This is a genomic window from Paracoccus everestensis (assembly GCF_021491915.1).
GTDB lineage: Bacteria > Pseudomonadota > Alphaproteobacteria > Rhodobacterales > Rhodobacteraceae > Paracoccus > Paracoccus everestensis.
Genome location: NZ_CP090836.1, coordinates 1,735,283 through 1,760,999, shown reverse-complemented (window position 1 = coordinate 1,760,999; position 25,717 = coordinate 1,735,283). Strand labels below are relative to the sequence as shown.

General features: G+C 63.9%; 23 protein-coding genes and 2 pseudogenes. 13 read left to right on the top strand and 12 right to left on the bottom strand.

Going from position 1 to position 25,717, the window contains the following annotated elements; genetic code table 11:
• The first annotated feature begins 238 nt into the window (after positions 1-238).
• On the top strand, positions 239-778 hold the full coding sequence (locus LZ585_RS08725; RefSeq protein WP_234853220.1) for a cell wall hydrolase: 540 nt from the start codon (positions 239-241) through the stop codon (positions 776-778).
• Here the strand turns inward: LZ585_RS08725 and LZ585_RS08720 are convergent.
• The 7 genes from LZ585_RS08720 to LZ585_RS08690 form a co-directional block, all read right to left on the bottom strand.
• A complete protein-coding gene (locus tag LZ585_RS08720) occupies positions 748-1,758 on the bottom strand; it encodes a DMT family transporter (protein WP_234853219.1) in 1,011 nt (336 codons plus the stop codon). The two genes, LZ585_RS08725 and LZ585_RS08720, sit on opposite strands and share 31 nt — an antisense overlap.
• Before the next feature lie 80 nt (positions 1,759-1,838).
• A complete protein-coding gene (locus LZ585_RS08715; protein ID WP_234853218.1) occupies positions 1,839-2,852 on the bottom strand; it encodes a TRAP transporter substrate-binding protein in 1,014 nt (337 codons plus the stop codon).
• A 30-nt stretch (positions 2,853-2,882) separates the two neighbouring features.
• Entirely contained in the window at positions 2,883-4,160 is a 1,278-nt protein-coding gene (locus LZ585_RS08710) for a TRAP transporter large permease (protein WP_234853217.1), read from the bottom strand.
• Positions 4,157-4,702, bottom strand: a complete 546-nt coding sequence (locus tag LZ585_RS08705; protein WP_234853216.1) for a TRAP transporter small permease — start codon at positions 4,700-4,702, stop codon at positions 4,157-4,159. The genes LZ585_RS08710 and LZ585_RS08705 overlap by 4 nt, the downstream gene beginning before the upstream one ends.
• A 1-nt stretch (position 4,703) precedes the next feature.
• Positions 4,704-5,870: a fumarylacetoacetate hydrolase family protein gene (locus LZ585_RS08700; protein ID WP_234853215.1), complete on the bottom strand. Its 1,167-nt coding sequence runs from the start codon at positions 5,868-5,870 to the stop codon at positions 4,704-4,706.
• Between the two features lie 128 nt (positions 5,871-5,998).
• Positions 5,999-6,718: a FadR/GntR family transcriptional regulator gene (locus LZ585_RS08695; RefSeq protein ID WP_234853214.1), complete on the bottom strand. Its 720-nt coding sequence runs from the start codon at positions 6,716-6,718 to the stop codon at positions 5,999-6,001.
• 31 nt (positions 6,719-6,749) lie between these two features.
• Positions 6,750-8,216, bottom strand: a complete 1,467-nt coding sequence (locus LZ585_RS08690; protein ID WP_234853213.1) for an FAD-binding oxidoreductase — start codon at positions 8,214-8,216, stop codon at positions 6,750-6,752.
• A gap of 98 nt (positions 8,217-8,314) precedes the next feature.
• Here LZ585_RS08690 and denD point away from each other — a divergent pair, with 98 nt between their 5' ends.
• The 6 genes and pseudogenes from denD to LZ585_RS08660 form a co-directional block, all read left to right on the top strand.
• Positions 8,315-9,298 carry a D-erythronate dehydrogenase gene (gene denD / locus LZ585_RS08685; protein ID WP_234853212.1) on the top strand — a complete coding sequence of 328 codons (984 nt, stop codon included), beginning with the start codon at positions 8,315-8,317 and terminating at the stop codon, positions 9,296-9,298.
• The gene (locus LZ585_RS08680; RefSeq protein ID WP_234853211.1) at positions 9,295-10,197 is read left to right on the top strand and encodes an NAD(P)-dependent oxidoreductase; all 903 of its coding nucleotides are present in this window, start codon (positions 9,295-9,297) and stop codon (positions 10,195-10,197) included. Before denD ends, LZ585_RS08680 begins: the two co-directional genes overlap by 4 nt.
• Complete coding sequence (locus tag LZ585_RS08675; protein ID WP_234853210.1) at positions 10,184-11,968, top strand: IlvD/Edd family dehydratase; 1,785 nt, start codon at positions 10,184-10,186, stop codon at positions 11,966-11,968. The genes LZ585_RS08680 and LZ585_RS08675 overlap by 14 nt, the downstream gene beginning before the upstream one ends.
• A 46-nt stretch (positions 11,969-12,014) precedes the next feature.
• Positions 12,015-12,782 (top strand): SDR family oxidoreductase, encoded by a 768-nt coding sequence (locus tag LZ585_RS08670; RefSeq protein WP_234853209.1) that lies wholly within the window; start codon positions 12,015-12,017, stop codon positions 12,780-12,782.
• A gap of 839 nt (positions 12,783-13,621) precedes the next feature.
• A pseudogene (locus LZ585_RS08665) lies at positions 13,622-13,831 on the top strand (IS481 family transposase); the annotation flags it as partial.
• A 61-nt stretch (positions 13,832-13,892) separates the two neighbouring features.
• Positions 13,893-14,707 (top strand): annotated as a pseudogene (locus tag LZ585_RS08660) (IS3 family transposase); the annotation flags it as partial.
• Positions 14,708-14,854: 147 nt separating this feature from the next.
• Here the strand turns inward: LZ585_RS08660 and istB are convergent.
• Both istB and istA read right to left on the bottom strand, forming a co-directional pair.
• A complete protein-coding gene (gene istB, locus LZ585_RS08655; protein ID WP_234853208.1) occupies positions 14,855-15,619 on the bottom strand; it encodes an IS21-like element helper ATPase IstB in 765 nt (254 codons plus the stop codon).
• Entirely contained in the window at positions 15,616-17,112 is a 1,497-nt protein-coding gene (gene istA, locus LZ585_RS08650; RefSeq protein ID WP_449301138.1) for an IS21 family transposase, read from the bottom strand. Before istA ends, istB begins: the two co-directional genes overlap by 4 nt.
• A gap of 136 nt (positions 17,113-17,248) precedes the next feature.
• Between istA and LZ585_RS08645 the strand changes: the two genes are divergently transcribed.
• Both LZ585_RS08645 and LZ585_RS08640 read left to right on the top strand, forming a co-directional pair.
• Positions 17,249-19,048 carry a multicopper oxidase family protein gene (locus LZ585_RS08645; RefSeq protein ID WP_234853206.1) on the top strand — a complete coding sequence of 600 codons (1,800 nt, stop codon included), beginning with the start codon at positions 17,249-17,251 and terminating at the stop codon, positions 19,046-19,048.
• Between the two features lie 138 nt (positions 19,049-19,186).
• On the top strand, positions 19,187-20,236 hold the full coding sequence (locus LZ585_RS08640) for an SCO family protein (RefSeq protein ID WP_234853205.1): 1,050 nt from the start codon (positions 19,187-19,189) through the stop codon (positions 20,234-20,236).
• 65 nt (positions 20,237-20,301) lie between these two features.
• Here the strand turns inward: LZ585_RS08640 and LZ585_RS08635 are convergent, their stop codons facing one another.
• Genes LZ585_RS08635 through gspL form a run of 3 tightly spaced genes read right to left on the bottom strand, consistent with a single transcriptional unit; the run spans position 20,302 to position 23,251 of the window.
• Complete coding sequence (locus tag LZ585_RS08635) at positions 20,302-21,780, bottom strand: GspE/PulE family protein (RefSeq protein WP_234853204.1); 1,479 nt, start codon at positions 21,778-21,780, stop codon at positions 20,302-20,304.
• The gene (gspM, locus tag LZ585_RS08630; RefSeq protein WP_234853203.1) at positions 21,777-22,247 is read right to left on the bottom strand and encodes a type II secretion system protein GspM; all 471 of its coding nucleotides are present in this window, start codon (positions 22,245-22,247) and stop codon (positions 21,777-21,779) included. Before gspM ends, LZ585_RS08635 begins: the two co-directional genes overlap by 4 nt.
• Positions 22,244-23,251 carry a type II secretion system protein GspL gene (gspL, locus tag LZ585_RS08625; protein ID WP_234853202.1) on the bottom strand — a complete coding sequence of 336 codons (1,008 nt, stop codon included), beginning with the start codon at positions 23,249-23,251 and terminating at the stop codon, positions 22,244-22,246. The genes gspM and gspL overlap by 4 nt, the downstream gene beginning before the upstream one ends.
• A 218-nt stretch (positions 23,252-23,469) precedes the next feature.
• Between gspL and gspG the strand changes: the two genes are divergently transcribed.
• From gspG to LZ585_RS08605, 4 genes are read left to right on the top strand one after another with little or no spacing between them, the layout of a single operon-like run.
• Positions 23,470-23,991 (top strand): type II secretion system major pseudopilin GspG, encoded by a 522-nt coding sequence (gene gspG, locus LZ585_RS08620; RefSeq protein ID WP_315857590.1) that lies wholly within the window; start codon positions 23,470-23,472, stop codon positions 23,989-23,991.
• The gene (locus tag LZ585_RS08615; protein ID WP_234853201.1) at positions 23,988-24,482 is read left to right on the top strand and encodes a pilus assembly FimT family protein; all 495 of its coding nucleotides are present in this window, start codon (positions 23,988-23,990) and stop codon (positions 24,480-24,482) included. The genes gspG and LZ585_RS08615 overlap by 4 nt, the downstream gene beginning before the upstream one ends.
• Entirely contained in the window at positions 24,479-24,841 is a 363-nt protein-coding gene (gene gspI / locus LZ585_RS08610; protein WP_234853200.1) for a type II secretion system minor pseudopilin GspI, read from the top strand. The genes LZ585_RS08615 and gspI overlap by 4 nt, the downstream gene beginning before the upstream one ends.
• Entirely contained in the window at positions 24,838-25,713 is an 876-nt protein-coding gene (locus LZ585_RS08605) for a type II secretion system protein N (RefSeq protein ID WP_234853199.1), read from the top strand. The genes gspI and LZ585_RS08605 overlap by 4 nt, the downstream gene beginning before the upstream one ends.
• Positions 25,714-25,717: the final 4 nt, after the last annotated feature.

Genomic DNA, 25,717 nt, shown 5'->3' with positions numbered 1-25,717 from the left:
CTGTTTCCGACATGATCGAAGGAGTAGCCCGATGGTCCGAGAGGTCCTTGTCACGGCCCTTGCTCTTGTCGCTGCCTGGAACTCGAGCAGCCTGGTCTTCGCGCGTCTGGACGAGATCCGGGTTCGGCAGCCGGCGCCTCTTGGGGCAGTGCAATCACCCTCGGTTCCGACACGTACGGATCCCCACGCTTTCACGAATGGACAGCCGGTCCACTCGCGGCCCAGCTCCGTAAAATCCATGCCGTCGCAACTGGCACTTACGACCGCCGCTGCTCCCTTGCCGCGCCCAAGCCAGGTCGAGACGGCGCGCCCGCATCCGCGTCCCGCCACGGCCGTCCAGATCCTGAAGGGCGCGCCCATTCCCCTGCCGCCCGCATCGTTGCGCAATGCCAGCGACCTGTCCTGCATTGCTGTCGCCATCTATCACGAGGCGCGAGATCAGGACGACCTGGGCCAGCGGGCCGTCGCCTCTGTGATCCTTCAGCGCGCGGCGCTGCCCCAGCGGTGGGGTGGCACGGCTTGCGACAATCTTGTTCCGACGCAGTTCAGCTTTTTGACCTCGCGCTATGACTATGCACCCATCGACGACATGGAGGCCTGGCGAAAAGCGGTGCGCCTGGCCGCCCGTGCCCTTGTCGAAGGGCCGATGCCAGAACTGAAGGGCGCGGATCATTATCACACCACGGCCGTCACCCCTGCCTGGGCGCCAGAGATGAAGCGGGTGCGGCTGATCGACGATCATATCTTCTATGTCGATCCCCGGTCGTCTGCGCTTTGACAATCCAGCCCACGTGCCGGGCTTGTGGACCCGGGAAGATGCATTGCCCCCTCAGGGGCAGCTCTGTCCTTGGCCTCAGGCTGACCAGAGGCAGGGGATTGCACGGCGGATCCAGCAGGCTGGGGCTTTTCGTCAGCGCGGCGCAGCACGATCAAGCCGGAACCGACGATCAATATTGCCCCCCCGATCATTCCGGGGGCGGGGACATCCTTGAACACGACAAAACCAAGCAACGCGCCCCAGACCAGCAAGGAATATTGCAAGGGGGCCACCACCGACGCATCGGCCAGCTTGAGCGAGCGTGTGACCAGCATATGGGCCCCCGTGGCAACCACCCCCAGCAGGAACAGCAAACCCAAATCTCCATATGACCTGAGTGGCTGCCAGTCGAACGGCGCCAGCAGCAGGCCAGCCACTGTCGCAGCCGCAAGCTGGAACAGCACCAGATCGCGGTCGGGCGTTTCGCGCAGGGACCGGCCAAGGATGACCATTGCGGCAAAGGCTGCCGTGCCCAAAAGCGCGAACAGAACCCCCAGGCCGGAAACCTGAAGCGAGGGGGCCAGCAAGATCAGCACGCCTGCAAATCCCATTGCGACCGCAGTCCAGGTCTTTGCCGAAACGCGCTCTCCCAACAGCAGGGGCGAGACCGCAACCACATAGATGGGTGCGGCCATCCAGAAGGCCATGACATCGACCAGGGGCATATAATAGACGGCAAGATAGAAGCAGAACACCTCGGCCGTGGCGCAGATTGCCCGCACGGCTTGCAGACGTGGGCGGGGGGCGGCCTTGAACCGCGCCGCGATGCCCTGGCCACGCAAGAAAAAGGGCGCCATCATCAGTCCCGCCGCAAGCGAGCGGAGCAGGATGACCTGCGCGACCCCGTAATCGGCCACCAGCCATTTGCCGATCGTGTCGTTCAGCGCGAATGCCGCCATGCCCAGCAGCATCAAAAGCGCGCCGGCCAGATTGCCAGACATCAACTATCCCGCCTTAAAGTTTTTTGATGAAATGCTCGCGGCGCACTCGTGTCGCCGCGAGCCAAGGTCAAGCGGTGCGATCAGTTCGACCCGCGCAGTTCCGCCAAGGCCTTCTGCACCTGGTCCACGACATCGGCGCCGATGGCGTCCTTGTGCTTTTCATAGACGACCTGGGATTTCTCCAGCATCTCCTCCTGATCCTCGGGAGAGATGGTGTTGAACTTCAGGCCGGCCTCTTGCATCTTCGCCAGCGATTCCTGGTTCAGCTTCTGGATGGCCTCGCGTTCGACATCGCGCCCGACAATTGCACAATCGCGCAGCGCCTGCTGTTCTTCCGGCGAATAGGTGTTGAAGATCGCCTTCGAGAACAGGAACAGGAACGGCGTATAGGCGTGCTTCGTCTCGCTGATGTATTCCTGCACCTCGTAGAACTTCGAGGTGTCGATGGTCACGTAGGGGTTTTCCTGCGCGTCGATCGCCTTGGTTTCCAGCGCCGAGAAGACCTCGCCAAAGGACATAGGTGTGGCGTTGGCCCCGAAGTTCGAGAAGGTGTCGAGGAAGATGTTGTTCTGCATCACGCGAACCTTCATCCCCTCGAAATCTTCCCACTTGGTGATGGGCCGCTGAGAGTTCGACATGTTGCGGAAGCCGTTTTCCCAATAGGCGAGGTTGACCAGGCCTACCTCGTCCAGCTTCTGGTTCAGCATGTCGCCGAACTCGCCGTCCATGATGGCATAGGCCTCTTCCGGGGTGCGGAACAGGAAGGGCAGGTCGAAGACGCCAAGCGCAGGCACCATTCCCACCAGAGGCGAGGACGAGGTGACGACCGCCTCTTGCAGGCCGCTGCGAAGCGCCTGCGTGGCCTGAAGATCGCCGCCAAGCGCGCCGCCCCAGAAGCCCTGCATCTTCATCTTGCCGCCGGTCTTTTCGTCCAGGCAGGCCTGCATCGCTTGCATCCCATTGTTGACCGGGTGGTCTTCGTTGATGCCGTTGGACACCCGGAACGTGCGCTCCTGGAACTGGGCCAGGGCAGGGCCGGCGGCGGTCAGTGCGGTGGCGGCGCAAAGGGCGGCCGTCAGGATGGTGTGTTTCATGGTATTTCCTCCCGTTTCGTTTGTATGCGTTCAGTAGAACCAGTTTGCCGGAACGATCACGATGCTGGGGAATGCCACCAGAAGCAGCAGCACCAGGATTTGCGCGATCAGGAACGGCCAGACCCCGATGATCACCTTGCCCAGTGGCACGCGTCCGACGCCGCTGACGACGTTCAGCACGACGCCCACCGGCGGCGTCAGCAGCCCGATGCAGCAGTTCATGATGAACATGACGCCGAAATAGATCGGGTCGATGCCCGCCTTGGCGATGATGGGCATCAGCACCGGCGTCAGGATCAGGATCGTGGGCGTCAGGTCCAGGGCCGTGCCGACGATCAGGATCAGGATCATGACGGCCAGCATCAGCAGTTTCGGGTTCTCGATCAGCGGCTCGATATAGCCGGTGATTTCGGCCGGAATGTTGGCGGCGGTGATCAGCCAGGCCGACACCAGGGCTGCGCAGACCAGGAACATGATCGCCGCCGTGATTCGCCCGGCCGCGATCAGCACCTTGGGCAAGTCGGCCAGCTTCAGTTCGCGATAGACAAACATGCCGACGAACAGGGCATAGAAGGCCGCGATCACGGCGGCTTCGGTCGGGGTAACGACGCCCAGCTTGATGCCGCCCAGGATGATGACCGGCATCCCGAGCGCCCAAGCCGCCCGGCCCGAGGCCCGCCCCCGGTCGGCCCAGCTTGCGCGGGGCAGGGTATCCACGCGGTCGTTGCGGGCCACGATCATCCAGGTCACGGCCAGCGAGACACCCATCAGGATGCCCGGTACGATGCCCGCCATGAACAGCTTGGAGATCGAGACGTTGGCCGCCACGCCAAAGATGATGAAGGCCATTGAGGGCGGGATCACGGGCGCAATGACACCACCCGCCGCGATCAGCCCGGCAGACCTGGGCACGTTATAGCCCGCCCGCGCCATCATCGGGATCAGGATGGCCGCCAGGGCTGCCGTGTCCGCAGCAGCCGAGCCCGAGATCGAGGCCATGATGACCGCCGCGATGATCGCCACAAGGCCCAGGCCGCCACGGATATGGCCCACGCAGGTGATGGCAAAGTCGATGATCCGCTTGGACAGCCCGCCCGCGTTCATCAACTCGCCCGCGAGGATGAAGAACGGGATCGCCAGCAGCGTAAAGGTATCCGCCCCGATCAGCATGTTCTGGGCGATGATCTGGGTGTTGAACATGCCCATGTAGGACATGAGCACGACGCCGCAGAAGATCAGCGCGAAGGCGACCGGCGCGCCGATGGCCATGGCCCCCAGCAGCGAGACGATGAAGATCAGCAGCGTCATTCCATGTGTCCCCGGGTGCTGCCCTCCGGCAGGGTATCGTCATGGTCGCCGCCAAAGGCGGCAATCTCGGCATCCGTCACCCTGCCGGTCAGCAGGCGGAACAGCCGCTCGGCCGTGATGACGATGATGCCGATGCCGGCGAACAGGCCGATGCCATAAACCCAGGCCATCGACAGGCCCGTGACCGGCGCGCTCATGCTGGCATTGATGGGAAGCTGCTTCCAGGTGCCCACGGTCAGCACGCCTGCGCAGCCCAGGATCAGCAGGTCGGACAGGCCCATCAGCACGGTCCGGCCCCGGCGGCCGAAGCGGGCCACCAAGGTTTCCATTCCCATGTGCTGGTGGTGGTAATGGGCCACGACCGCGCCGATAAAGGTCAGCCAGACAAAGGCAAAGCGCGACAGTTCGTCTGACACGGCGATGCCCGAGTTCATGGTATAGCGCATCACGACGTTGACAAAGACCATGATCGCCATCGTGGCCAGCAGCAGCGCCAGAAGGATGTCGAGGAACCGGAAGAACAGATGCACCGCGCGCGCCATGTCAGATCCTTTCGCCAAGGCCGCGCCCGACCAGATTGCGCATCAGCGCGCCGACGCCGAAATCCCATGGGGGGCACCGGTCGGTGCGGTCCACCCAGTTGATCAGCCGGCCCAGGTGGGGGGATGCGATCTCGACCCGGTCGCCCACCTCGTGGGTAAAGCCCTGGCCCGCGCCGCGGCGGTCCTTGACCGGGGCGAACATGGTGCCCAGAAACAGCACCGCCCCGTCGGGATACTGATGCGAGCGGTTCAGAAGCTGGCACACCAAATCCTGGGGGCTGCGGCTGATCGCCTCCATCGGGCTTTCGCCGGTCATCACGAAGCCGTCCTCGCCCTCGACCCGCAGCGAGACGCGGATCCGGGCCAAGTCATCGGGGGTAAACGCGTCGTCAAACAGGCGGATGAATGGGCCGATCGCGCAGGATGCGTTGTTGTCCTTGGCCTTGCCCAGCAGCAGGGCGGAACGCCCCTCGACATCGCGCAGGTTGACGTCATTGCCCAGCGTGGCGCCCAGGATCGCGCCGTCGGACCGCACCACCAGCACGACCTCGGGTTCGGGGTTGTTCCATTCCGAGATGGGGTGGATGCCGACCTTGTCGCCGCATCCGACCGCCGACATGGGCTGGGCCTTGGTGAAGATCTCGGCATCCGGGCCGATGCCCACCTCCAGGTATTGGGACCACAGGCCCATTTCCTGCAGCAGCGACTTGACCTGCGCTGCCTTGTGGGACCCCGCCTTGACGCCGCGCAGGCTGTCCCCGATCACCGGGGTCAGGCGGGCACGCACATCCTGGGCGCGGGCGCTGTCGCCGCGGGCTTGCTCCTCGATCACGCGTTCAAGCATGCTGTCGGCAAAGGTGACGCCCGCGGCTTTGACGGCCTGCAGGTCGACCGGCGCCAGCAGGCGGCCCGCCGTCCCGTCCAGAAAGTCGTCCATCGCCCCAAGATCGGGCAGGCCGTCGACGGCTATACCCGCTTTCAGATCAGGCCGTTCCAGAAGGCCCGACATCGTGGCCGATACACCCGACAGATCGAAAACCCGGCCGTTGCGCAGCAGGGCGGGGCAGGGCCCGCCCTGACGGTTGGACCAGACGCGCGCCAGCAAGGTCGCACGATCCGCGTCATCCGGCAAAAGCATGGATGCGTTCACGGCCTGTTGCAAAGCCACCTGTTTTCTCCCCCTCCGGTCGGCGCCCTCCAGCACCGGGCTGTCGATGTCAGACAACCGTATGATCGGACCATAACGAGGAGGAAACCGTCTTGTCCACGGAAATTTCGCGCCGCCGCCCTTTGCCCTCAGGCATAGACCTCCAGCTTCAGGGCCACGCGGTCTGCCGAATTGCGCATATGTTCCCTCATCGCCTCGCGTGCGCGCAGGGGATCGCGTGCGGCGATGGCATCGCGCAGAGCACGATGCTCGTGACTGACGATTGCCACGATTTCGTCCAGTTGCAGCCGTTCGCGCGATGCGACGATGGTCTGCATGATCCGATCCGATATGGCGCCAAGGAACTGGACGAAATAATCGTTGCCAGTCGCCACTGCGATAGTCCGGTGAAAATCCAGATCGGCAATGATCCCGTCGTTCGCACGTTCGCCAGTGGCGGTTATGCGGGCCAGGGCCTGGTCCATCTGCTGCAGATGTTCGGTTCGGTGATAACTCGCGGCAAGGCCCGCAGCCTCGATTTCAAGCGGCACGCGTAACTGGAACAGGTCGCGGAAGGCGTGCTTGTCCATCTCGCCTCCGTCGTCCAGGCGGATGTGGCGGGTCGGACGCTCGGTCACGAAGGCGCCTACGCCCTGACGCGTCTCGATCATGCCTTCGTTGCGCAGCTGCGCGATGGCTTCGCGGATGACGGTGCGGCTGACGCCGAAGCTTTTCGACAAGGCAAGTTCCGTGGGCAGCCTGTCGCCCGGCTTCAGCGCGCCTTTCTGGATCTGCCGCGAGAACTGAGTCGCGATGCGGGTCGGCAAATGTTCCGTGCGCATGATCTGGGTAAAATCGCCGTTCATCATCCAACTCCTATGGTGTCTGCCCTTGTCCGGGTCAGGACAGATTGACCTGGCAGCCGGGGTTCATCGTCATCTTCGGATCCAGCGCAGTCTTGACCCGGGCAAGAAGCTGACGCCTTACCGCAGGCAAACGGTCGTCGAAATCAGCCTTTTTCAACCGACCGATGCCGTGTTCCGCGCTGATCGAGCCGTTGTATCGATCCAGAACCTCGTTCACGATCTTCTTTGCCATCAGGATCTGGGCGTCGACGCTGGCCGGGTCTTGGGCAAAGTCCGGCAGCACGTTCAGGTGCACGTTGCCGTCGCCCACATGGCCATAGGACACGCAGATGCAGCCCGGCATCCGCGCCGTGATCGCGGCTTCGGCCTCGGCCACGAAATCGGCCAGACGCGACAGCGGCACCGACACATCGGTCCGCAGGTGCCGGCCACGCTGGGCCTGCCCCAGGTTCATGCCTTCGCGGATCGCCCAAAGGTTCCTGGCCTGCGCCTGCGACTGGGCAACAACCCCGTCGACGGCAAGGCCGGATTCGAACGCAGCCTCCAGAAAGCGGTGCATCAGGTCGCCGATATCGACCAGGCCCGAGCCTGCGATCTCGATCAGGGCATAGGCGGGATAGGTGGCCTCCAGCGGGATCGGCAGATCCGGCATCGCTTCCTTTGCCAGGTCGATGGCCAAGGGCGGCATGAACTCGAAGGCCGACATCAGGTCGCAGCAATCCCGGCGCGCGCGGCGGTACAGCTCGATCACATCCTCCAACCGGGACAGGGCCACCACGGCGGTCGCCACCTGGTCGGGCGCGGGCAGCAGCTTGACCGACACGGCAGTGATGATGCCCAGCGTGCCTTCCGCGCCGATGAACAACTGCTTGAGGTCGAGGCCGCTGTTGTCCTTGCGCAGTTGCGACAGTCCCTCGAACAGCTCGCCGTCAGGCAGCACCACCTCCAGCCCCAGAACAAGGTCGCGCGTCATGCCATAGCGCAGGACGTTCACCCCGCCCGCATTGGTCGAGACATTGCCGCCGATCTGGCAACTGCCCTGCGCCCCCAGGGTCAGCGGGAAATACAGGCCCGCCCCCGCCACGGCATCCTTGACCTGTTCCAGAACCGCGCCTGCCTCGATCACCGCCGAAAAGTTCTCGGCGTCCAGGCTGCGGATGCGGGCCATGCGTTCAAGGGTGATGACCACCTGCCTTGCGGGGCTGTCGGGGACGGCCCCCAGCACCAGGCCGGTATTGCCGCCCTGCGGAACGATCTGCAGATCCAGGGCCACGGCGGCGCGAACGCAGGCCTGGACCTCTGCGGTGTCGCGCGGGCGCAGGACCGCAAGTGCGCTGCTTTGCACATCGCCATGCCAGTCGCGGCAATAGGGCAGGACGGCATCCCCGGACAGGACCATGTCGGGTCCAAGCATCCGGGTCAGCGTGTCCGCATGGGACTGGCCTTGGAAATCGGTGGGGCTTTCGGCTGTCATGCCGGGCCGTCCATGTGGATCGTTCATCGCCGCGCCTTGAGGATATTTATGTTTGCAGGTCATCAGACAATCATACTAATCTAAATCATCCGAATTTCTACCGGGATCTAGGGAGGAGCGCGCAAATGCATATCCTGACCATCGGGGCCGCCGGGATGCTGGGGCGAAAGCTGACCGAACGGCTGGTGCAAATGGGGGAATTGGGGGGAAGGCCGCTTGAGGCAATGACCCTGGTCGATGTGGTCACGCCCGATGCCCCCCAAGGGTTCGGGGGCCAGCTTCGGCTGGTCGCCGCTGACCTGTCGGCACCCGGCACCGCCGCGCAACTGATCCAGTCACGGCCCGACGTGATCTTCCATTTCGCCGCCATTGTGTCAGGCGAGGCCGAGGCGGATTTCGAGAAGGGCTATCGGATCAATCTTGATTCGACCCGCGACCTGTTCGAGGCGATCCGCCTTGCCCATGACGCCGACGGCTATTTCCCGCGCGTGGTATTCGCTTCGTCCATTGCGGTGATGGGGGCGCCGCTGCCCTATCCGATCCCGGACGATTTCCACACGACGCCGCTAACAAGCTATGGCACGCAAAAGGCGATCAGCGAATTGCTGCTGGCCGATTACACCCGGCGCGGGTTCTTTGACGGGATCGGCATCCGTCTGCCCACGATCTGCATCCGCCCCGGCAAGCCGAACAAGGCGGCGTCGGGGTTCTTTTCCAGCATCCTGCGCGAACCCCTGGTCGGGCAAGAGGCCGTCCTGCCGGTGCCCGACAGCGTCCGGCACTGGCACACCTCACCGCGTTCGGCGGTGGGCTTCATGATCCACGCGGCCACAATGGATCTGTCTGCCGTCGGGCCAAGACGCAACCTGTCCATGCCGGGCGTCAGCGCGACCGTGGGCGAGCAGATCGAGGCCCTGCGCCGGGTGGCGGGCGAAGGCGCGGCCCGGCTGATCCGCCGGGAACCCGATGCGGCCATCACCCGGATGTGCGAAGGCTGGGCCCCGGGTTTCGAGGCAACGCGCGCACGCCACCTGGGCTTTGTTTCGGAAGACAGCTTCGATGACATCATCCGCGCGCATATCGAGGATGAACTGGGCGGCACGGCATGACCCGGATCGCGTTCCTGGGCACCGGGCTGATGGGCGCCCCGATGGTTCGGCGGCTGCTGGCGGCGGGCCACCACGTCACAGTCTGGAACCGCACGCCTGAAAAGGCGCAGACGCTGGCTGAAGCGGGCGCGGTTCCTGCCCCTGATCCCGCGCGGGCCGTGGCCGGTGCAGAAATCGTGTTCACCATGCTGGCGGACGGACCGGCGGTGGCCGAGGTGCTGTTTTCGCGCGGCGCCGCCGATGCCATGCGCGAAGACACGGTGCTGATCGACACCTCCTCGATCACGCCCGCACTGGCCCGCGATCATGCACAAACCCTTGCCCTCAAGGGTATTCATGCAATCGACTGTCCCGTTTCCGGAGGCGTCGCGGGGGCAGAGAACGGCACGCTTGCGCTGATGGCCGGGGGCGAGGCCGCGGTGATCGCCCGGATTGCCGGGATCATGGCCGTGCTGGGCCGGTTGACCCATGTCGGGCCTGCCGGGGCAGGGCAGGTCTGCAAGCTGGCAAACCAGCAGATCGTCGCAATCACCATCGGCGCCGTGGCCGAGGCGATGATGCTTGTCTCCTCGGGCGGGGCGGACCGCGCCAAGTTCCGCGAGGCAATCCGCGGCGGTTTCGCCGAAAGCCGCATCCTGGAACTGCACGGCGCCCGGATGATCGCCCGCGACTTTGAACCCGGCGGGTCTTCCCGGTTCCAGTTGAAGGATCTGAACGCCGTCGCGGATCTGGCGGCAAGCGCGGGGCTGACCCTGCCGCTGACCGAAGCGGTGCGGGCGGGTTTCAGCGACTTCGTGGCCTCGGGCCATGGCGACACAGACCACAGCGGGCTGCTGCTTCATCTTGAAGCGATGAACGCCGCGCATCCCGAAGCAAGGACGACCGATGACCGCACCTGACAACCCGCCCCGCCGCCTGCGTTCGCAGGACTGGTTCGATAATCCCGACCATGCCGACATGACCGCGCTTTATCTTGAACGGTTCATGAACTATGGCACCACGCCCGAAGAATTGCGGTCGGGCCGACCCATCATCGGCATCGCCCAGTCGGGCAGCGACCTGAACCCCTGCAACCGGCACCACCTGGATCTGGCCCGCCGGGTGCGCGACGGCATCCGCGACGCGGGCGGCATCCCCATCGAGTTTCCCAGCCATCCGCTGTTCGAGAATTGCAAGCGACCCACGGCGGCGCTGGACCGCAACCTGGCCTATCTGGGCCTGGTGGAACTGCTTTACGGCTATCCCTTCGACGGGGTCGTGCTGACCACGGGCTGCGACAAGACCACGCCGTCCGCCATCATGGCGGCGGCAACAGTCGATATTCCGGCCATCGTTCTGTCGGGCGGGCCCATGCTGGACGGCTGGCACGAGGGAAAGCTGGCCGGGTCGGGTACCGTGATCTGGCAGTCCCGCCGCAAATACGCGGCGGGCGAGATCACCCGCGACGAGTTCCTGCAGACCGCCTTGGACAGCGCGCCCTCCATCGGACATTGCAACACGATGGGCACCGCCTCCACGATGAACGCCATTGCCGAGGCGCTTGGCATGTCGCTGACCGGCTGCGCCGCCATCCCCGCCGCCTATCGCGAACGGGGCCAGATCGCCTATCGCACAGGCAGGCGTGCGGTTGAACTGGTGAACGAGGATATCCGGCCCTCGGACATCCTGACGCGCGGGGCCTTCCTGAACGCGATCCGCGTCAATTCGGCCATCGGCGGGTCCACCAACGCGCAGCCGCACCTGATGGCGATGGCCAGGCACGCGGGCGTTGCGCTTGATCCATCCGACTGGCAGACGCATGGCTATGACGTGCCGCTGCTGGCCAATGTCCAGCCCGCCGGGGCCTATCTGGGCGAACGCTTCCACCGCGCGGGCGGGGTGCCCGCGATCATGTGGGAACTGATGGGGGCAGGGCTGCTGGAGGGCGACTGCCCGACCGTGACCGGCAAGACCATGGCCCAAAACCTTGTGGGCCGCGAGGCCACCGACCGAGAGGTGATCCGCCCCTTCGACGCGCCGCTGATGGACCGCGCGGGCTTCCTGGTGCTGAAGGGCAACCTGTTCGACTTCGCAATCATGAAGACCAGCGTGATCTCCGAGGATTTCCGCGCCCGCTACCTGTGCCAGCCGGGCCACGAGGGCGTGTTCGAGGGCACGGCCTTCGTCTTCGACGGATCGGCCGATTACCACGACCGCATCAACGACCCGGACCTGCCCATCGACGAGAACTCGATCCTGGTGATCCGGGGGGCGGGGCCGATTGGCTGGCCCGGCGCGGCCGAGGTGGTGAACATGCAGCCGCCCGACCGCCTGATCCGGCGCGGCATCCGCAGCCTGCCCACCCTTGGCGACGGGCGGCAGTCGGGGACGGCGGACAGCCCCTCGATCCTGAATGCCTCGCCGGAAAGCGCGGCGGGGGGCGGGCTGGCCTTCCTGCGCACGGGCGACCGCATCCGCATCGACCTGAACCACGGGCGGTGCGACATGATGGTGGACGATGCCGAGATCGCCCGCCGCCAGGCCGAGGGGCTGCCGCCCGTCCCGCCCTCGGCCACGCCCTGGCAGCAGATCTATCGCGAAACGGTGACGCAGCTTGCCGACGGCGCGACCATCCGCGGCGCCGACGACTTCCGCCGCATCAGCGCGACCCTGCCCCGTCATAACCACTGATGCGGCAGGAGCCCCTGTCCGACCAGCCGTCCAAGGAGACCCGAAGATGTCCATTTCGCTGTTTGACCTGACGGGCAGGACGGCGCTTGTTACCGGCTCGTCCCGTGGGCTGGGCCGGGCCTTCGCGGAAGGATTGGCCGGGGCAGGCGCGCGCGTCATCCTGAACGGCCAGGACAATGACCGGCTGGAAGCAGCCGCCACTGAAATGCGCTCCCAAGGACATGACGTGCTGACGCTTGCCTTTGACGTAGCCGACGAAGACGCCGTCGTTGCGGCCTTCCAGCGGCTGGATGCCGAAGGCGTTGACGTGGACATTCTGGTCAATAACGCAGGCATCCAGTTCCGCCGCCCCATGCTGGAACTGGACAGCGCCGACTGGCGGCGGGTGATCGACATCAACCTGACTTCGGCCTTTGTCATCGGGCGAGAGGCCGCCCGACGCATGGCCGTGCGCGGGCGGGGCAAGATCATCAACATCGGCTCGGTCAACTCGCACATGGCCCGCGCCACGATCGCCCCCTATACGGCCGCCAAGGGCGGCATCGTGATGCTGACCAAGGCGATGGCCGCCGAATGGGGCGAAAAGGGCATCCAGGCCAATGCCATCGGACCGGGCTATATGGTCACGGAGATGAACAAGGCCTTGCTGGACAACCCCGACTTCGACGCCTGGGTCAAGGGACGCACGCCTATGCGCCGCTGGGGTCTGCCCAGGGAACTGGCCGGCACGGTGATCTATCTGGCGTCAGATGCTTCAAGCTATGTGTCCGGCCAGATCATCTATGCCGATGGCGGCATGACCTCGGTGCTGTGACGGGCTCCCGGTCCATCTCCGATGTCCCTTGACGTCGCCGTCTGACCGGAGCCAACGTCACTTACCTGCAGACCCCTGCTCGACGATGTCCGAAACATCTGCAGTAGGATCGGGCCAGAACTTTCCGCTTCCGCAGGAACGCATAGCTCATTGACGCGTGCAGAAGCGATAACACCAGACCCCGAGAGGCCCAATCCAGGCGGCTCTAGAAGATAATCGCCTCACTGGCAGACCTCCTGTCTAGCAGGAATCTTGAGCGCGCGAGGGGAGTAAAACTGTCATGATACAGCTGATGAACCTAAGCAAACGCGAGCATCGGAGCTTGCAAAGACGGGCAGAGGGATTGTTTTGGCCTTGGCACCGGAAACTGCGGATCTTCATCCTTGGTGATTCCTCTAAACGGCCAGCCTGAAACGCTCTGCTTTCATGAGATCAACTCGTCGTCTATGGCGCGGTCGGATGCCGAAGCAACAATCGGATCCGTGATGCGGGACTTCATCGCTATTCTCGGTGGTGGAGAACTGGGCGTGACAGCGGACCCATTGGTGCCAAATCGAAATGCCCCGCTGCCGCATGCGTGTAGTTTGCCAAAGATGTCCGCTATCGGGGATATCGTTAGTTACTACTTGCCTTACGTGCCGTTCATGATGGATCAGTGGCCAGGCTTGCGGTTTCAATGTCTGCGCCGGAACCGAGCAGAGGTGATTACCAATTTTATAGTAAAGCTGATGTTTGATCCCACGGTTTGATGGTGGGATCCTTTCTTTGGAATGGAAGGATGCTCTATGGGACAAATTCGTCATGGCAGCGCCACGACCACGCATGCTGTCTGAGCAGCAATACAGCGATTGCAAGCTTCGCTCGCGCAGCTGAACCGAGGGCTGGGCATCAACCCCAGACCGTTGCGAAGTGGCGTAAGCGCGCAACGGCCAAAGATCTGAAAACCGGGCCGATGGAGCCGCGGTCCACCGTCTTCACTGAAGCCGAAGCGGTCGAGGTTCAAACGCTACCCTATAGGGTTCTTCCACATCGACATTGCCGCTGTCAGACGTGGTCGCAGGAATTCGGACCAGTTGCTGAGCTTTGGCGATTGACGAAGGACTGATCCGCATGACGAAACGCAAGCGCTATGGGGCCGAGTTCAAGGCGAAGGTGGCGTTGGAGGCCATCCGCGAGGACCTGACGACGGCCAAGTTGGCCAAGAAATACGACATCCATCCGACGATGATCACGGGCTGGAAGAGGACCGCGACCCTGAACATGGCCTCGGCCTTTGACGGCAAGAACGCCGCTGAACCGGCGATTTCTGCGGGTGAGGTCGAGACGCTGCATGCCAAGATCGGCCAGCTGGTGGTGGAACGGGATTTTTTGTCCGCAGCCTCCAGCCTCATTCTCGGCACTGGAGGCAAAAAGCGGTGAAGCAGGATCATCCCGATCTCAGCGTGCGGCGGCAATGCAGCCTGCTGTCGCTGGCGCGCTCCGGCCTTTGACTGTCAGCCGCGCGGCGAAAGCGCCGAGAACCTGAAGTTCATGGCCATCATCGACCGGCAGTTCCTCGAGACGCCGTGGTATGGCTCGCGGCAAATGGCCCGTCATATGCAACGGGAAGGGCATCGGTGCGGGCGCCATCGGGTCCGCCGGCTGATGAAGCTGATGCGTCTGGTGCCGATCTACCAGGAGCCCAGGACCAGCCAGAAGCATCCAGAGCACAAGATTTACACATATCTGCTCAAGAACCTGGCCATCAGCCGCCCCAATCAGGGCAGGTCGCCCCGACATCAGCTACATCCCCATGCGCCGGAGGGGTTCTTTACCTGGTGGCCATCATGGACTGGCACAGCCGCAAGATGCTCGGCTGGCGGCTGTCGAACTCCATGGACGCGAGCTTTTGCGTCGAGGCCCTGAAGGAGGCACTGGCCCGATATGTGTCAACGGCGGCGTAAAATCCGGCCACGCGGCGGCGTAAGACCAGGTCAGGTGGCGGTGGCCGGCGCCATGGCGCGCGCGCTTACCAATAGCTAGCGCGTGCCATGGCGCATTGGCCTCTTTGGGCCAAAACGAGCGATCTGATCTCAGGACTTTTGTTGCCGCTTTCGGGCAGTGCTGTTGGCGAGGCGATAGCTCTCGCCGTTCATCTCGAGGATGCTGACGTGGTGTGTCAGCCGGTCGAGCAGTGCGCCGGTGAGGCGCTCGGAGCCGAAGGTCTCGGTCCATTCATCAAAGGGCAGATTGCTGGTGATCAGGGTCGAGCCGCGCTCGTAGCGTTGCGAGATCAGTTCGAACAGCAATTCGGCACCGGTCTTGGACAGCGGCACGAAGCCCAGCTCGTCGATGATGAGCAGCTTGTAACCGGCCATTTGCTTCTGAACGCGAAGCAGGCGGCGCTCGTCGCGGGCCTCCATCATCTCACTGACCAGGCTCGCGGCGGTGGTGAAGCCAACAGAGAGCCCCTTTTGGCAAGCTGCCAGTCCGAGGCCAAGGGCAATGTGCGTCTTGCCCGTGCCACTTGGGCCGAGGGCAATGACGTTCTCGCGATGGTCGATCCATTCACACCGCGCCAGTTCCAGCACCTGCATCTTGTTGAGCTTCGGTATGGCGCTGAAGTCGAAGCTGTCGAGGCTTTTGACAGTGGGGAATTTGGCGGCCTTGATGCGGCGTTCGACCATCCTCCGCTCCCGGTCGATCAACTCCAGCTCAACAAGCCGGGCGAGGTATCGGACATGGTCCATGCCTTCGGCCGCGCATTGCCGGGCCAGCTTCTGATGTTCCCGCAGAAACGTCGGCAGCTTCAGCGCCTTGAGGTGATGGGCGAGCAGGATTTCCGGGACATCGTTCATGCCGCGTCCTCCGCATTGCCTGACAACAGCCGCATGTAGGAACCGGCCTTGGTCTTCTCGACCGTGGCCTTGGGCAGATAGGGATAGCAGTCCAGGTCCAGTCGGGCCGGACGGCGTTCTACACGACAAAGCAGCAGGTGCTTTACGGCGTCAAAGCCAATCGCGCCCATCTGAAGCGCCTGCTTCACCGCGGCATGCAGATCAGCCAGGTCGAAAGTTTCCAGCAACCGCAGGACCTGGACGTATTCGCGTCGGCCATGCCGGTTCATGCGGGCTTCCATCAGACGGCGCAACGTGGCGAATTCCTCGGGAAGCTCCCAGCCGTGCAACGGCGCGGCCTGGTCGAGTGCGTTGATCTTTTGCTCCAGCAGCGGCAGGTAGTGGATCGGATCGAAGATGAATTCTTCGCGGTCCCAGCACCGGGGATGGTGGGCAATGACCTCGCCCCGACAGCCGATCACCACGTCGTGGACATAAGCCCGGATCCAGACATCCTGATGACCATAAGCAACCGGCACCGAGTAGTCGTTGGTCTTGTAGCGCACCAGACACTGGGACGAGACGCGGCCGGTGTCTTGGTCGCAGGCGTCAAAGGGTGACGCAGGCAAGGATCGCATCTCTGCCAGATCGCGTTGCAACCGCTCGCCGATTGTTTCGCTTTCGCCGCGCAGGACATCCTGCTGGCGCTTGCGGCATTGCTCTTCCAGCCAAAGGTTGAACGCCTCCCACGTCGGGAACTCGGGGAGCGGCACCATGAAGTTGCGGCGGCAATAGCCCACCAACCCTTCGACATTCCCCTTGTCGTTCCCTTTGCCAGGACGGCCGTAGCGGTCCCGGATCAGGTAATGCGACAGAAAGCCGCTGAACAGGACGGCCCGCTTACGGGTGCCATCGGGCAGGATCTTCGCCACCAGGCATCTGTCATTGTCATAGACAATCGACTGGGGGACCGCCCCAAAGAAGGCAAAGGCGTGGATATGGCCATCCACCCAAGCCTCGGCCACAGCCGCCGGATAGGCGCGGACGTAACAGGCGTCGCTATGCGGCAGGTCCAGCACGAAGAAATGCGCCTTTTGCTCGACACCGCCAATCCTGACCATCGCCTCGCCGAAGTCGGCCTGCGCATGGCCCGGAGGATGCGCCAGCGGCACGAACACTTCCTGGCCCCGCCGTTCCCGCTCCCGGATGTAATCCTTGATGATCGTGTAGCCGCCGGTGAACTCGCATTCGTCACGCAGCCGGTCGAACACCCGCTTCGCGGTGTGCCGCTGCTTGCGTGGCATGGAGCGATCCGCCTCAAGCCAGCCCTCGATGATCGGGACGAAAGGATCAAGCTTCGGCCGCCTGACCTCGGCCGTCCGCCGGTAGCCCGGCGGCACCGAGAACGTCATCATCTTCGCAACCGTATCACGGGAGATGTTGAAGGCCTTCGCCGCCTGACGCTGGCTCATGCCCGCCGCGCAGGCCTGGCGAACCCTGAGATATAGTTCCACGCTGAAAATCCTCGCACCCTCCCTGCTGTCGCAGAAAGGGAAAGGGTGGACGACTTTTACGCCGCCCGCAGCAGCTCCATGCCGCCGCTTCCGTGGACTAATTTCTCACTGCCGTTCTCATGAAGTTGCGTATATAATGTCGCTTGCGCCGGTTGAGAGTAACATCTCGTTCCATGACAACTTCCCCGAGCAGGAGGAAAACAAGGTCTGGGGCTTTGGTGAGGGGCGGACTGGAAAATCGACAATGCCACCGCCGCTCATAAAGATGCGCTATGGAGAGCCTGCGATAGTCCGCAGCTATAACATGCTTCCATTGAATCCGAGGGATAATGGCGGCTTCGGATCGAACAGCCAGGCAACCCACAATCATAACGGGCATAATGGTTCTGGCAGCGACGGGGCATCGAATGCTCATCATTATCCTGGCCAGTTCTATGATTATCATTGGACAACCTGTCTGGCCCGCGCCGACATGACCAATACCTCGGCGATGAACAGCAAGGCGTCTGGACCGGACGGCAAGGGCGGTCTCTGGAATGTGGCGGGCGATTATCGCGAGTTGCAGGGGTCGATGTGGTTCCATGACCACCGCTTCTTCTACACGGCCGAGAATGTTTACAAAGGACATCTGGGCGCGCTGAATTACTATAGCGGGCCGGATCGCGGGAACGAGGCGATCGACGACGGTGTCAACCTGAGATTGCCAAGCGGTACGGAGCTGGATTGGGGCAACATCGACTTCGATGTGAACTTGATCGTGTCGGACGCCGCACTTGATCAGGACGGGCAATACCAGTTCGACATCTTCAACACCATCGGCTTTATCGCCGACCAGGTTCTGGTGAACTTCACCTACAAGCCGTTCTTCGAGGTCCTGCCCCGGAAATACCGGTTCCGGATCCTTGCCGCCAGCATGTCGCGGTTCTGGAAGTTCGCGTTGGTCAACAGCATGGGCAAGGCCGTGCCGATGACCGTGATCGCAACGGATGGAAACTTCCTTCCCGCGCCGGTTACCGTGACATCGCTCGACTGGCAGAGCGTTGGCGAGCGTTTTGATGTCATCGTGGATTTCTCGGCATTTCCGATTACAAGCCGGCTGCGTCTGGTGAACATGCTGGAACACGAGGACGGCAACAGGGCCAAGGAGCAGCTTAGCCTTGCCGATACGCTTGCGCGCAAATCCAACGATCCCGCGATCGGGGACGTGATGCAATTCCGCGTCGTGGGGCAGGTCGAAAGCGTGGATGCGCCTGGCAAGATACACAAGGCGGGCGATATCGACCGCAGTGTCATCCCACCAAAGCTGACGGATGTCATCCCGATCGAGCAGCCGGTGCGCGAGCGTGTCATCGAGTTCAAGGGCGCGGACGGAGAACTCGACAAGCTGACAGGCGAGTGCTTCCCCGATTGCGGCGAAAAGGAACGGTTCGGCTATACGCTGAAGATCAATGGCGAATCGAACCATTTCCTGAACGCCAACCGGATTTCGATGCTGATCCCCCGTCCCGGAGAGGTGGAGCACTGGACCATCATCAATGGCGGCGGCGGCTGGGACCACCCGATGCACCTTCATTTCGAGGAAGGCCGCACCATCAGCCGGGGCAGCAAGGCTCTGACTGCCTTGGAACGGAACTCGCGCAAGGATGTCTGGCGGCTTGGCGTGAACGGCAAGCTTAAGATCCAGGTGAGATTTGGCGAGTTCGGTGGCGCCTATGTGACGCACTGCCACAATACCGTCCATGAGGATTGGGCGATGGTGATGCGCTATGACATCCTGACGGACCAGAAGAACGACAAGGTTTCCCAGACCCACCGGTCGGTCATCCCAACGCCTAGTCCATCGCCGAACGGGGTCACCTATGTGACGCCGGAGATCCTGCCGGAAGGAAACCCGTTCGCCAGATCCTTCAGGCCGTTTCCAAGCGGCCGGATCTAGGTCCGCAAGGGCGTGTCCTTGATGGCGCCCGACAAGAACCCTGGATGGCTGCCCGTTTCGGGTGGTCATCCGGATCCTTTCTGCCACTGGACAACAACCTGCGGCGTTTTCATCGCTGGCCTGTCGAAAGAGTAGATCATGTCCAATACATATCGCGCTGTATGGGGCCACATTGGGCAGATGCGGCGCTGCCTGCTTGCCTTGGTCGCTGCCGCGGCACTGTCGGCGACCACAATCGGCCCTGCCACTGCGGAATGGGACGAGTCCTACTTTCCGAATGTTGAACTGGTAAACCAGGATGGCGTGCCGCTTCGCTTCTGGGACGACCTTCTGCGCAACAAGATCGTGGTCGTGAACTTCGTCTATACCGAATGCCCGGACATTTGCGGCTTGTCGACCGCGCGGATGGCTCAGGTTGTCGATTGGCTGGGCGAAAGGATCGGCAAGGACATCTTCATTTATTCGATCTCGCTCGACCCCGAAACCGACACGCCACAGCGGCTCAGGGATTATGCGGATGCTTTCGACGCGCCTGACGGGTGGATGTTCCTGACGGGCAGCCCCGAGGATGTGGACATCGTCCGCTTCAAGATGGGAGAGCGCAGCGAAAGCCTGGCCCAGCATCGCTCCGACATGGTCATCGGCAATGCGGCGACCGGAGAATGGCGCCGTGCGTCGCTCATGGGCAGCCTTGTCGTCCTGACCGAGGAGATTCTTTCGCTGGATCCGGCGTGGTCGCGCCCTCCTCCGGCGGCCACCATGTCAGCTATCCCTCAGGAGCAACTGGTCATCAAGGACACCCATGGAGAAGGGCTGTTTCTCGCCGCCTGCGCGGCATGCCACACCATTGGTGAAGGCATACGTGTCGGACCGGATCTATCCGGTGTGACATTGCGCCGAGAAAGGGAATGGCTGAAGGCCTACCTGCTCGCGCCCAACCGGCTGCTTGCGCAAGGAGATGCCGTGGCGGTGGCACTCGATAACGCATTTCCGGCTGTTCGCATGCCGAATCTCCAGCTCAACGACACCGACGTCGAAGACCTGATCCATTACCTGTCGGGCCAGACCGAGTTGCTGGGCCAAGCGCAAGAGGTGGCCGAGGCCTCGGTCCATGATCATGCTGATCATTCCGAGCACGACCATTCCGGGCACACTCACCCGGATGGGCAGCGCCACCAACATCACTGACGGAACTTCGGATGCCCTTCGGGGGATCGTTGGATGCCGGCGTGCAGCCGGCCGGCCGGCACGGTTCAGGTTTCGTGAAAGACGCGTGCGACGTCTTCGGTTGTTGTGTTTCCTTCCTGGATGTTGCGCAGCCCGTCGGCCATGAGGCCTGGGCCGTGGCGGCGGGCCGTGCGGGCCAGATCGGCCTCGGCGGCGCCCCCGTGGATCATCTCCTCGAGATCGCGGGTGACGGCGATCACCTCGTAAAGGGCCAGGCGGCCCGCGTAGCCCTGGCCCTGGCAGGCCGGGCAGCCTGTGGCGCGAAACACCCGCTCGCCCACGGCCAGGCCGTCCAGCAGGGCGGCATCGGCCGGGCTGGCCGCTTCGGGGCGCCGGCACTGGGGGCACAGCCTGCGCACCAGCCGCTGGGCCACCAGGCCCACCAGCATGGGCGCCAGCAGGAACCGCTCCACCCCCAGGTCGATCAGCCGCGACACCGCGCCGATGGCGGTGGTGGTGTGGAGCGTGGACAGCACCAGATGGCCCGTCATCGCCGCCTCGGCCGCGATCTGGGCGGTGTCGCGGTCGCGGATCTCGCCCACCATGATCACGTCGGGGTCCTGGCGCAGGATGGCCCGCAGCCCGCGGGCAAAGCTCAGGTCGGTGCGCGGGTTGACCTGCACTTGGCCGATGCCGTCCAGCGAATACTCGATCGGATCCTCGACCGTCATGATGTTGCGCGTCCGGTCGTTGAGCCGCTCGAGGGCGGCGTAAAGCGTGGTGGTCTTGCCCGAGCCTGTGGGCCCCGTCACCAGCACCATCCCGCTGGGACGCGCCAGCAGGCGCGCGAAGACCTCGGCGTCGCGCGCGCTCATGCCCAGCCGGTCCAGCCCCAGCCGGGCCTGGTCGCGGTCCAGAAGGCGCAAGACCACCCGCTCGCCGAACTGCGAGGGGATGGTGGACACCCGCACGTCGACCTCGTGGGGGCCCACCCGCAGCGACACCCGGCCGTCCTGGGGCTGGCGCTTTTCGGCGATGTCGAGGCGCGCCATCACCTTGATGCGGCTGACCAGAAGCGGGGCGAGCGCGCGCTTGGGTTCCAGCACCGGGCGCAGGATGCCGTCGATGCGCAGGCGCACCACCAGGCGCTTTTCCTGGGTCTCGATGTGGATGTCGGAGGCCCGCTCGCGGATCGCCTCGAGCAGCAGGGCGTTGATCAGCCGCACCACCGGCGCATCGCCCGAGCGGTCCAGAAGATCGTCCACAACCGCCGCCGTGTCCGCCAGCGAGCCAAGCCCGCCCCCATCCCCCGCCGCATCCCCCGCCGCAGCCGACGCCAAAACCGCATCGTCGCGGTAAACAACCGATACACGAGCGTCGAAAATATCTTGGGTAACCTGTTCCAGCCGCACCGTCTGGCCTGCCAGCCGACGCACCTCGGCAAGGGCGGCCAGCGGCGCGGCGGGACGGGCCAGGCAGACCGGACCTTGTGGCCCGTATTCCAGCAGAACGCCGTGCTGGCGGGCGAATGCATAGGGCAACCTATCCTCACGGGACATGCTCATCTCTCCAGCACAAGGGTGGCGTTGACGACACCGGGGGCGGGGCCTCGCGTCATGTCGAGTTCGCTGGCGTGCAGTCCCGAATCTTTTTGCATGGCGTCGAGCCAGAGGATCAGGGACTGGAACGCAGCGTCGTTTACGGTGACCCGGATGCGGTTGCCTTCGGGTTCCAGGCGACGGATCGAAAGGCCAAATCTGCCTGCGGCATCGGTGACGATCGCATTCAGGGATCTGGGATCCACGGGGGCAGCGGCTGTCGGGGCGGGCGCAGCTTGCAGCGCCCCGATGGCGCGTTCGTAGAGGGCTATCTGGCGGCTGACCGCATCACGACGTACCTGCATGGGTTGCCAGACCAGCGCAAAGACGATCCAGATCAGCACTGCCGCGCCCCCCGCGATCAGCAGCCATCGTTCCCGCGCGGTGGATTGCTTGAGCCAACGGTCCGCATATCCGTGCATCGTCGCCCTCATGGCGCAGTCCTGCCCACGGTCATCTGCACCTCGGCCCTGTCCTCGCTGGTGGTGGCGGCACCGGTCTGCACCGAAAGACCAGCAGAGCGCAGGGTGTCCTCGATTTCCTGCAATGCTTCGAGGCTGGCGGCCTCAAGTGTCATGACGATGCTGTCTTGTGCGGCCGTGTATCGCAGGTCGCGAAGCGTAGCCTGACCGATATAGCCCGAAATCGCCCCGAAAATCCGCGTCGAAAGGTCCAGGAACGTTCCCTGGGCAGGCGGCTCCTTGGCAACCAGGGCGTGCGACACGGCGTCGGAAAGATCATTGCCTGCCGGGATGCCTGCTGCCGCCAGCAACCCACGCAACTGTTCGGCACGCTCGGCCTCTATGCGGTTCAGGGCCACGAGATCTGCCGCGGCGATCAGAAGGTGCCCCAGCACAAAGGCTGCAAGGATGCCAAGGGGCATCGCCCATCGGCGGGACAGGCGGAACCCCTGCGCCGTTTGCAACCCGGCCCGAAGATCAAACTGGGCCAGCACCCTGTCCGGAGCTTCGGGCAGCCGGGCCGTTTCCGCGACGATCATGCCTGGGGGCATTGGCCCGCCATAGGACAGGACCGGCGGCATTCCCGCCATGTGCCAAAGCTGGGCAACCGACATGGGATCGGCGGCAAATCCAGTGCCGTCGGGTAGCCGCACAAGAACGCGCTCGTCCTGGCCCAGCACTGCCCAACCCGCCCCAGGGACCGGCACGACAAGGGTATCCGGCACCAGCCGGTGCCCCGGGGGCCCGGCGATCCCACCCAACAGGTCGCGGCTGACGACGCCGACCAGCCAAGAGCCCGAGGCCATCTGCGGCCCAAGCGCAACGTGAACCTGATCCAGCGGCTGGGCCAGGCTGTCTTCGACGGCAAAGCCTATGGCTGTCCGGCGCTGCGCCGGGGACATGGCGGGCAAGTCAACCGAAAGCAGCAGCACATCCTCGCCCGGAATATAGGTCGCGTCAGGGGCCACGACCGACACACCGCCGCCTGGGACAGGTGCCGCCCGCGCAGCGATCAACGGTATTCGCGTAGCGGCCCGAGATGGTGGTGGCGCAGTGATAGCGGGCTCGTTCATGTCGTGCCAGCAGCCTTGCTAAAACGAGCGGTTTTCTTCATTCTGGAAGTAGAAGGGGAAACCCGGCCAGGTTTCAAGGAATATGACCCTGGACCCGCCGAAACCGCTTGAAAGTCCGGCCAATGCTTTCGGTACAACAGCTGCGCAAGTCCGTCTTTCCCGACCATGCAGCCTTGCCAGACTGCACGCGCAGCTGCCGCCATCCCGAAAGCGGCGTCACCCTGATCGAGATGATGGTTGTGCTGGTCATCATCGGGATCGTGGCGTCGCTGGTCGTGCCGCAGGTGATGGGACGTCCTGACCAGGCGCGGGCCGCTGTCGCGGGCGCAGACATGCGCACGATCGCGTCAAGCCTCGAGATGTATCGCCTCGACAATCGCACCTATCCCACCACATCCCAGGGGTTGTCCGCGCTTGCCTCGCCGCCGAACCAGGCGCCCCTGCCGGTCAACTGGGCGCCGGGCGGGTATCTGCCGGATATTCCTGCCGACCCTTGGGGCAGCCCTTACGTATATCAGTCGCCCGGACAGAACGGCCCTTATGAACTGATGTCGCTTGGCGCGGACCGCGCACCGGGTGGCGAGGGGGTCGATGCGGACATCCGCTATGGCCCCGGGGTCGCTTCGGCAGCCGCAAGCGGATGATACTGGCGCGGCCTGCCTGGGGGAAGCGGCGTAACTCCCAGGCGGGGCTGACTCTGATCGAAACGCTCATCGTCATCGCGGTGATCGGAGTCGCGACGGCGGCCGCCATGATGGGCCTGAACGGCTCCGACCGCGGGGATCGCGCCCAAGCCGAGGCCGTGCGCCTGGCGCGGCACCTGTCGCTTGCCGCTGACGAGGCGCTTGTGTCGGGAATGCCCCTGCAACTGCTGTGGGATGAGCGCGGCTATGCCTTTGTGCAATGGACGGGCGGCGATGCGGAATGGCAGCCGGCTGCGGTGCCCATGCTGGCGGCCCGTCACGATCTTCGCCCACCGCTGAGCATGGCGGTTTCGGGAACAGGGGACGCGCTGATGATTGCAGCCAGCGGCAGCGGGCTTGCCCGCCGTATCGATTTCCAGGGCATTGGCTTGCCCTGGCGTGTCGAGTTCGACGGCTTCAGCGCCTTGGCCGTCCCACGAGGGCCGACATGAACAGGCGCGGCGATGCGGGCTTCACCCTGGTCGAGACGCTGGTTGCGCTGGCTGTCCTGGCAATGGCGGCCATGGCCCTTCTGGGCGCAACCCAAGCCCATATCCGCAACATTGCCGCCCTGGAGGCCCGTGCGGCGGCGCAATGGGCAGCCGAAAACCATCTGGCCGAACTGGTCATCGGCGCCAAGCCGCAGGCGGACCCCGTATCCATGATGGGGCATTCCATTCGTGTGACGGAAACGCGCAGCCCCACCAGCGATCCCGGCCTGGAACAGGTCGATCTTGCGGCAACAGACATGGCCGATGGGCAGGTTTATGCACGTCTGACAGGCTTCGTCCTGCGGATCGCCGAGCAATGATCGACGTGGCGGCGTTCGAGGGCAGGCGTATCCCACCCCTGCTGGGACGGGCGGCCCTGTGGGGAGGTGCCGCGCTCTGCGCCGTCAGCCTGGGCTGGACCGCAGCCCCGGTGATCTGGCGCGTGAAAGGCGAAAGCGGGCAGATCATCCCCGCCGCTTCAGCAGCCCCGGACGAACCTGCCACGCAAACCGATCTGGAGCCTATCCTGGCCTTCGCGCCCTTTGGGCAGGACAGCACGCCTGGCCCCGAACCGCAGGCAGCGGGCGAGTCCAGCCTTGGCCTCGTCCTGCTAGGGGTGACAATCGGCAATCCGGCCTCTGCTTCGCGGGCGATCATTTCGGGCGGGGACACCCCGGTTGCCAGCTATCCCGTCGGGGCGCGCATCACGGCCAACGCAGATCTGGCCGAAGTGAACGGTGATCACGTCGTGTTGCGCGTCAATGGGCAACCCGAAACGCTGTCATTCACGAAACGGCCCGAGGCCGCGGCGCCTGATACCGGAAACAATTTTCGCAACCTGCCACCGCCAGCCGCCGGACCCCGATCCGTTGCACCGTCCGGCCCCGCCAGCCCCCTCGACGAAACGATCGCCCGGTATCGGGATGCCCTGGACGCCGATCCGGGCAGGCTTCTGGAAGAACTTGGACTGGCTCCCGCTCAAGGGGGGTATCAGATCGGCGCCAACCCCGGGCCAGAATTGGCTCAGGCCGGGTTTCTGCCCGGCGATGTGATAAGCTTGGTAAATGGCCGACAGGTCGGCGACATTGATGCCGACAGGCAACATTTTGACGACATCGTGGCCTCTGGCCAGCTTCGGGTCGAATTGCAGCGTGACGGGCAGGCGATTGCCATGTCATTTCTTCTACAATGATCAC

What these genes read in the sequence shown, in the direction of transcription:
- gspI (WP_234853200.1), top strand. Translation starts at nt 24,479, where the DNA reads ATGAACAGGCGCGGCGATGCGGGCTTCACCCTGGTCGAGACGCTGGTT.
- gspG (WP_315857590.1), top strand. Translation starts at nt 23,470, where the DNA reads ATGCTTTCGGTACAACAGCTGCGCAAGTCCGTCTTTCCCGACCATGCA.
- LZ585_RS08670 (WP_234853209.1), top strand. Translation starts at nt 12,015, where the DNA reads ATGTCCATTTCGCTGTTTGACCTGACGGGCAGGACGGCGCTTGTTACC.
- LZ585_RS08605 (WP_234853199.1), top strand. Translation starts at nt 24,838, where the DNA reads ATGATCGACGTGGCGGCGTTCGAGGGCAGGCGTATCCCACCCCTGCTG.
- LZ585_RS08715 (WP_234853218.1), bottom strand. Translation starts at nt 2,852, where the DNA reads ATGAAACACACCATCCTGACGGCCGCCCTTTGCGCCGCCACCGCACTG.
- LZ585_RS08720 (WP_234853219.1), bottom strand. Translation starts at nt 1,758, where the DNA reads ATGTCTGGCAATCTGGCCGGCGCGCTTTTGATGCTGCTGGGCATGGCG.
- LZ585_RS08710 (WP_234853217.1), bottom strand. Translation starts at nt 4,160, where the DNA reads ATGACGCTGCTGATCTTCATCGTCTCGCTGCTGGGGGCCATGGCCATC.
- denD (WP_234853212.1), top strand. Translation starts at nt 8,315, where the DNA reads ATGCATATCCTGACCATCGGGGCCGCCGGGATGCTGGGGCGAAAGCTG.
- LZ585_RS08640 (WP_234853205.1), top strand. Translation starts at nt 19,187, where the DNA reads ATGTCCAATACATATCGCGCTGTATGGGGCCACATTGGGCAGATGCGG.
- LZ585_RS08725 (WP_234853220.1), top strand. Translation starts at nt 239, where the DNA reads ATGCCGTCGCAACTGGCACTTACGACCGCCGCTGCTCCCTTGCCGCGC.
- LZ585_RS08675 (WP_234853210.1), top strand. Translation starts at nt 10,184, where the DNA reads ATGACCGCACCTGACAACCCGCCCCGCCGCCTGCGTTCGCAGGACTGG.
- LZ585_RS08680 (WP_234853211.1), top strand. Translation starts at nt 9,295, where the DNA reads ATGACCCGGATCGCGTTCCTGGGCACCGGGCTGATGGGCGCCCCGATG.
- LZ585_RS08645 (WP_234853206.1), top strand. Translation starts at nt 17,249, where the DNA reads ATGTCGCTTGCGCCGGTTGAGAGTAACATCTCGTTCCATGACAACTTC.
- LZ585_RS08690 (WP_234853213.1), bottom strand. Translation starts at nt 8,216, where the DNA reads ATGAACGATCCACATGGACGGCCCGGCATGACAGCCGAAAGCCCCACC.
- gspM (WP_234853203.1), bottom strand. Translation starts at nt 22,247, where the DNA reads ATGAGGGCGACGATGCACGGATATGCGGACCGTTGGCTCAAGCAATCC.
- LZ585_RS08705 (WP_234853216.1), bottom strand. Translation starts at nt 4,702, where the DNA reads ATGGCGCGCGCGGTGCATCTGTTCTTCCGGTTCCTCGACATCCTTCTG.
- istB (WP_234853208.1), bottom strand. Translation starts at nt 15,619, where the DNA reads ATGAACGATGTCCCGGAAATCCTGCTCGCCCATCACCTCAAGGCGCTG.
- LZ585_RS08635 (WP_234853204.1), bottom strand. Translation starts at nt 21,780, where the DNA reads ATGAGCATGTCCCGTGAGGATAGGTTGCCCTATGCATTCGCCCGCCAG.
- LZ585_RS08615 (WP_234853201.1), top strand. Translation starts at nt 23,988, where the DNA reads ATGATACTGGCGCGGCCTGCCTGGGGGAAGCGGCGTAACTCCCAGGCG.
- LZ585_RS08695 (WP_234853214.1), bottom strand. Translation starts at nt 6,718, where the DNA reads ATGATGAACGGCGATTTTACCCAGATCATGCGCACGGAACATTTGCCG.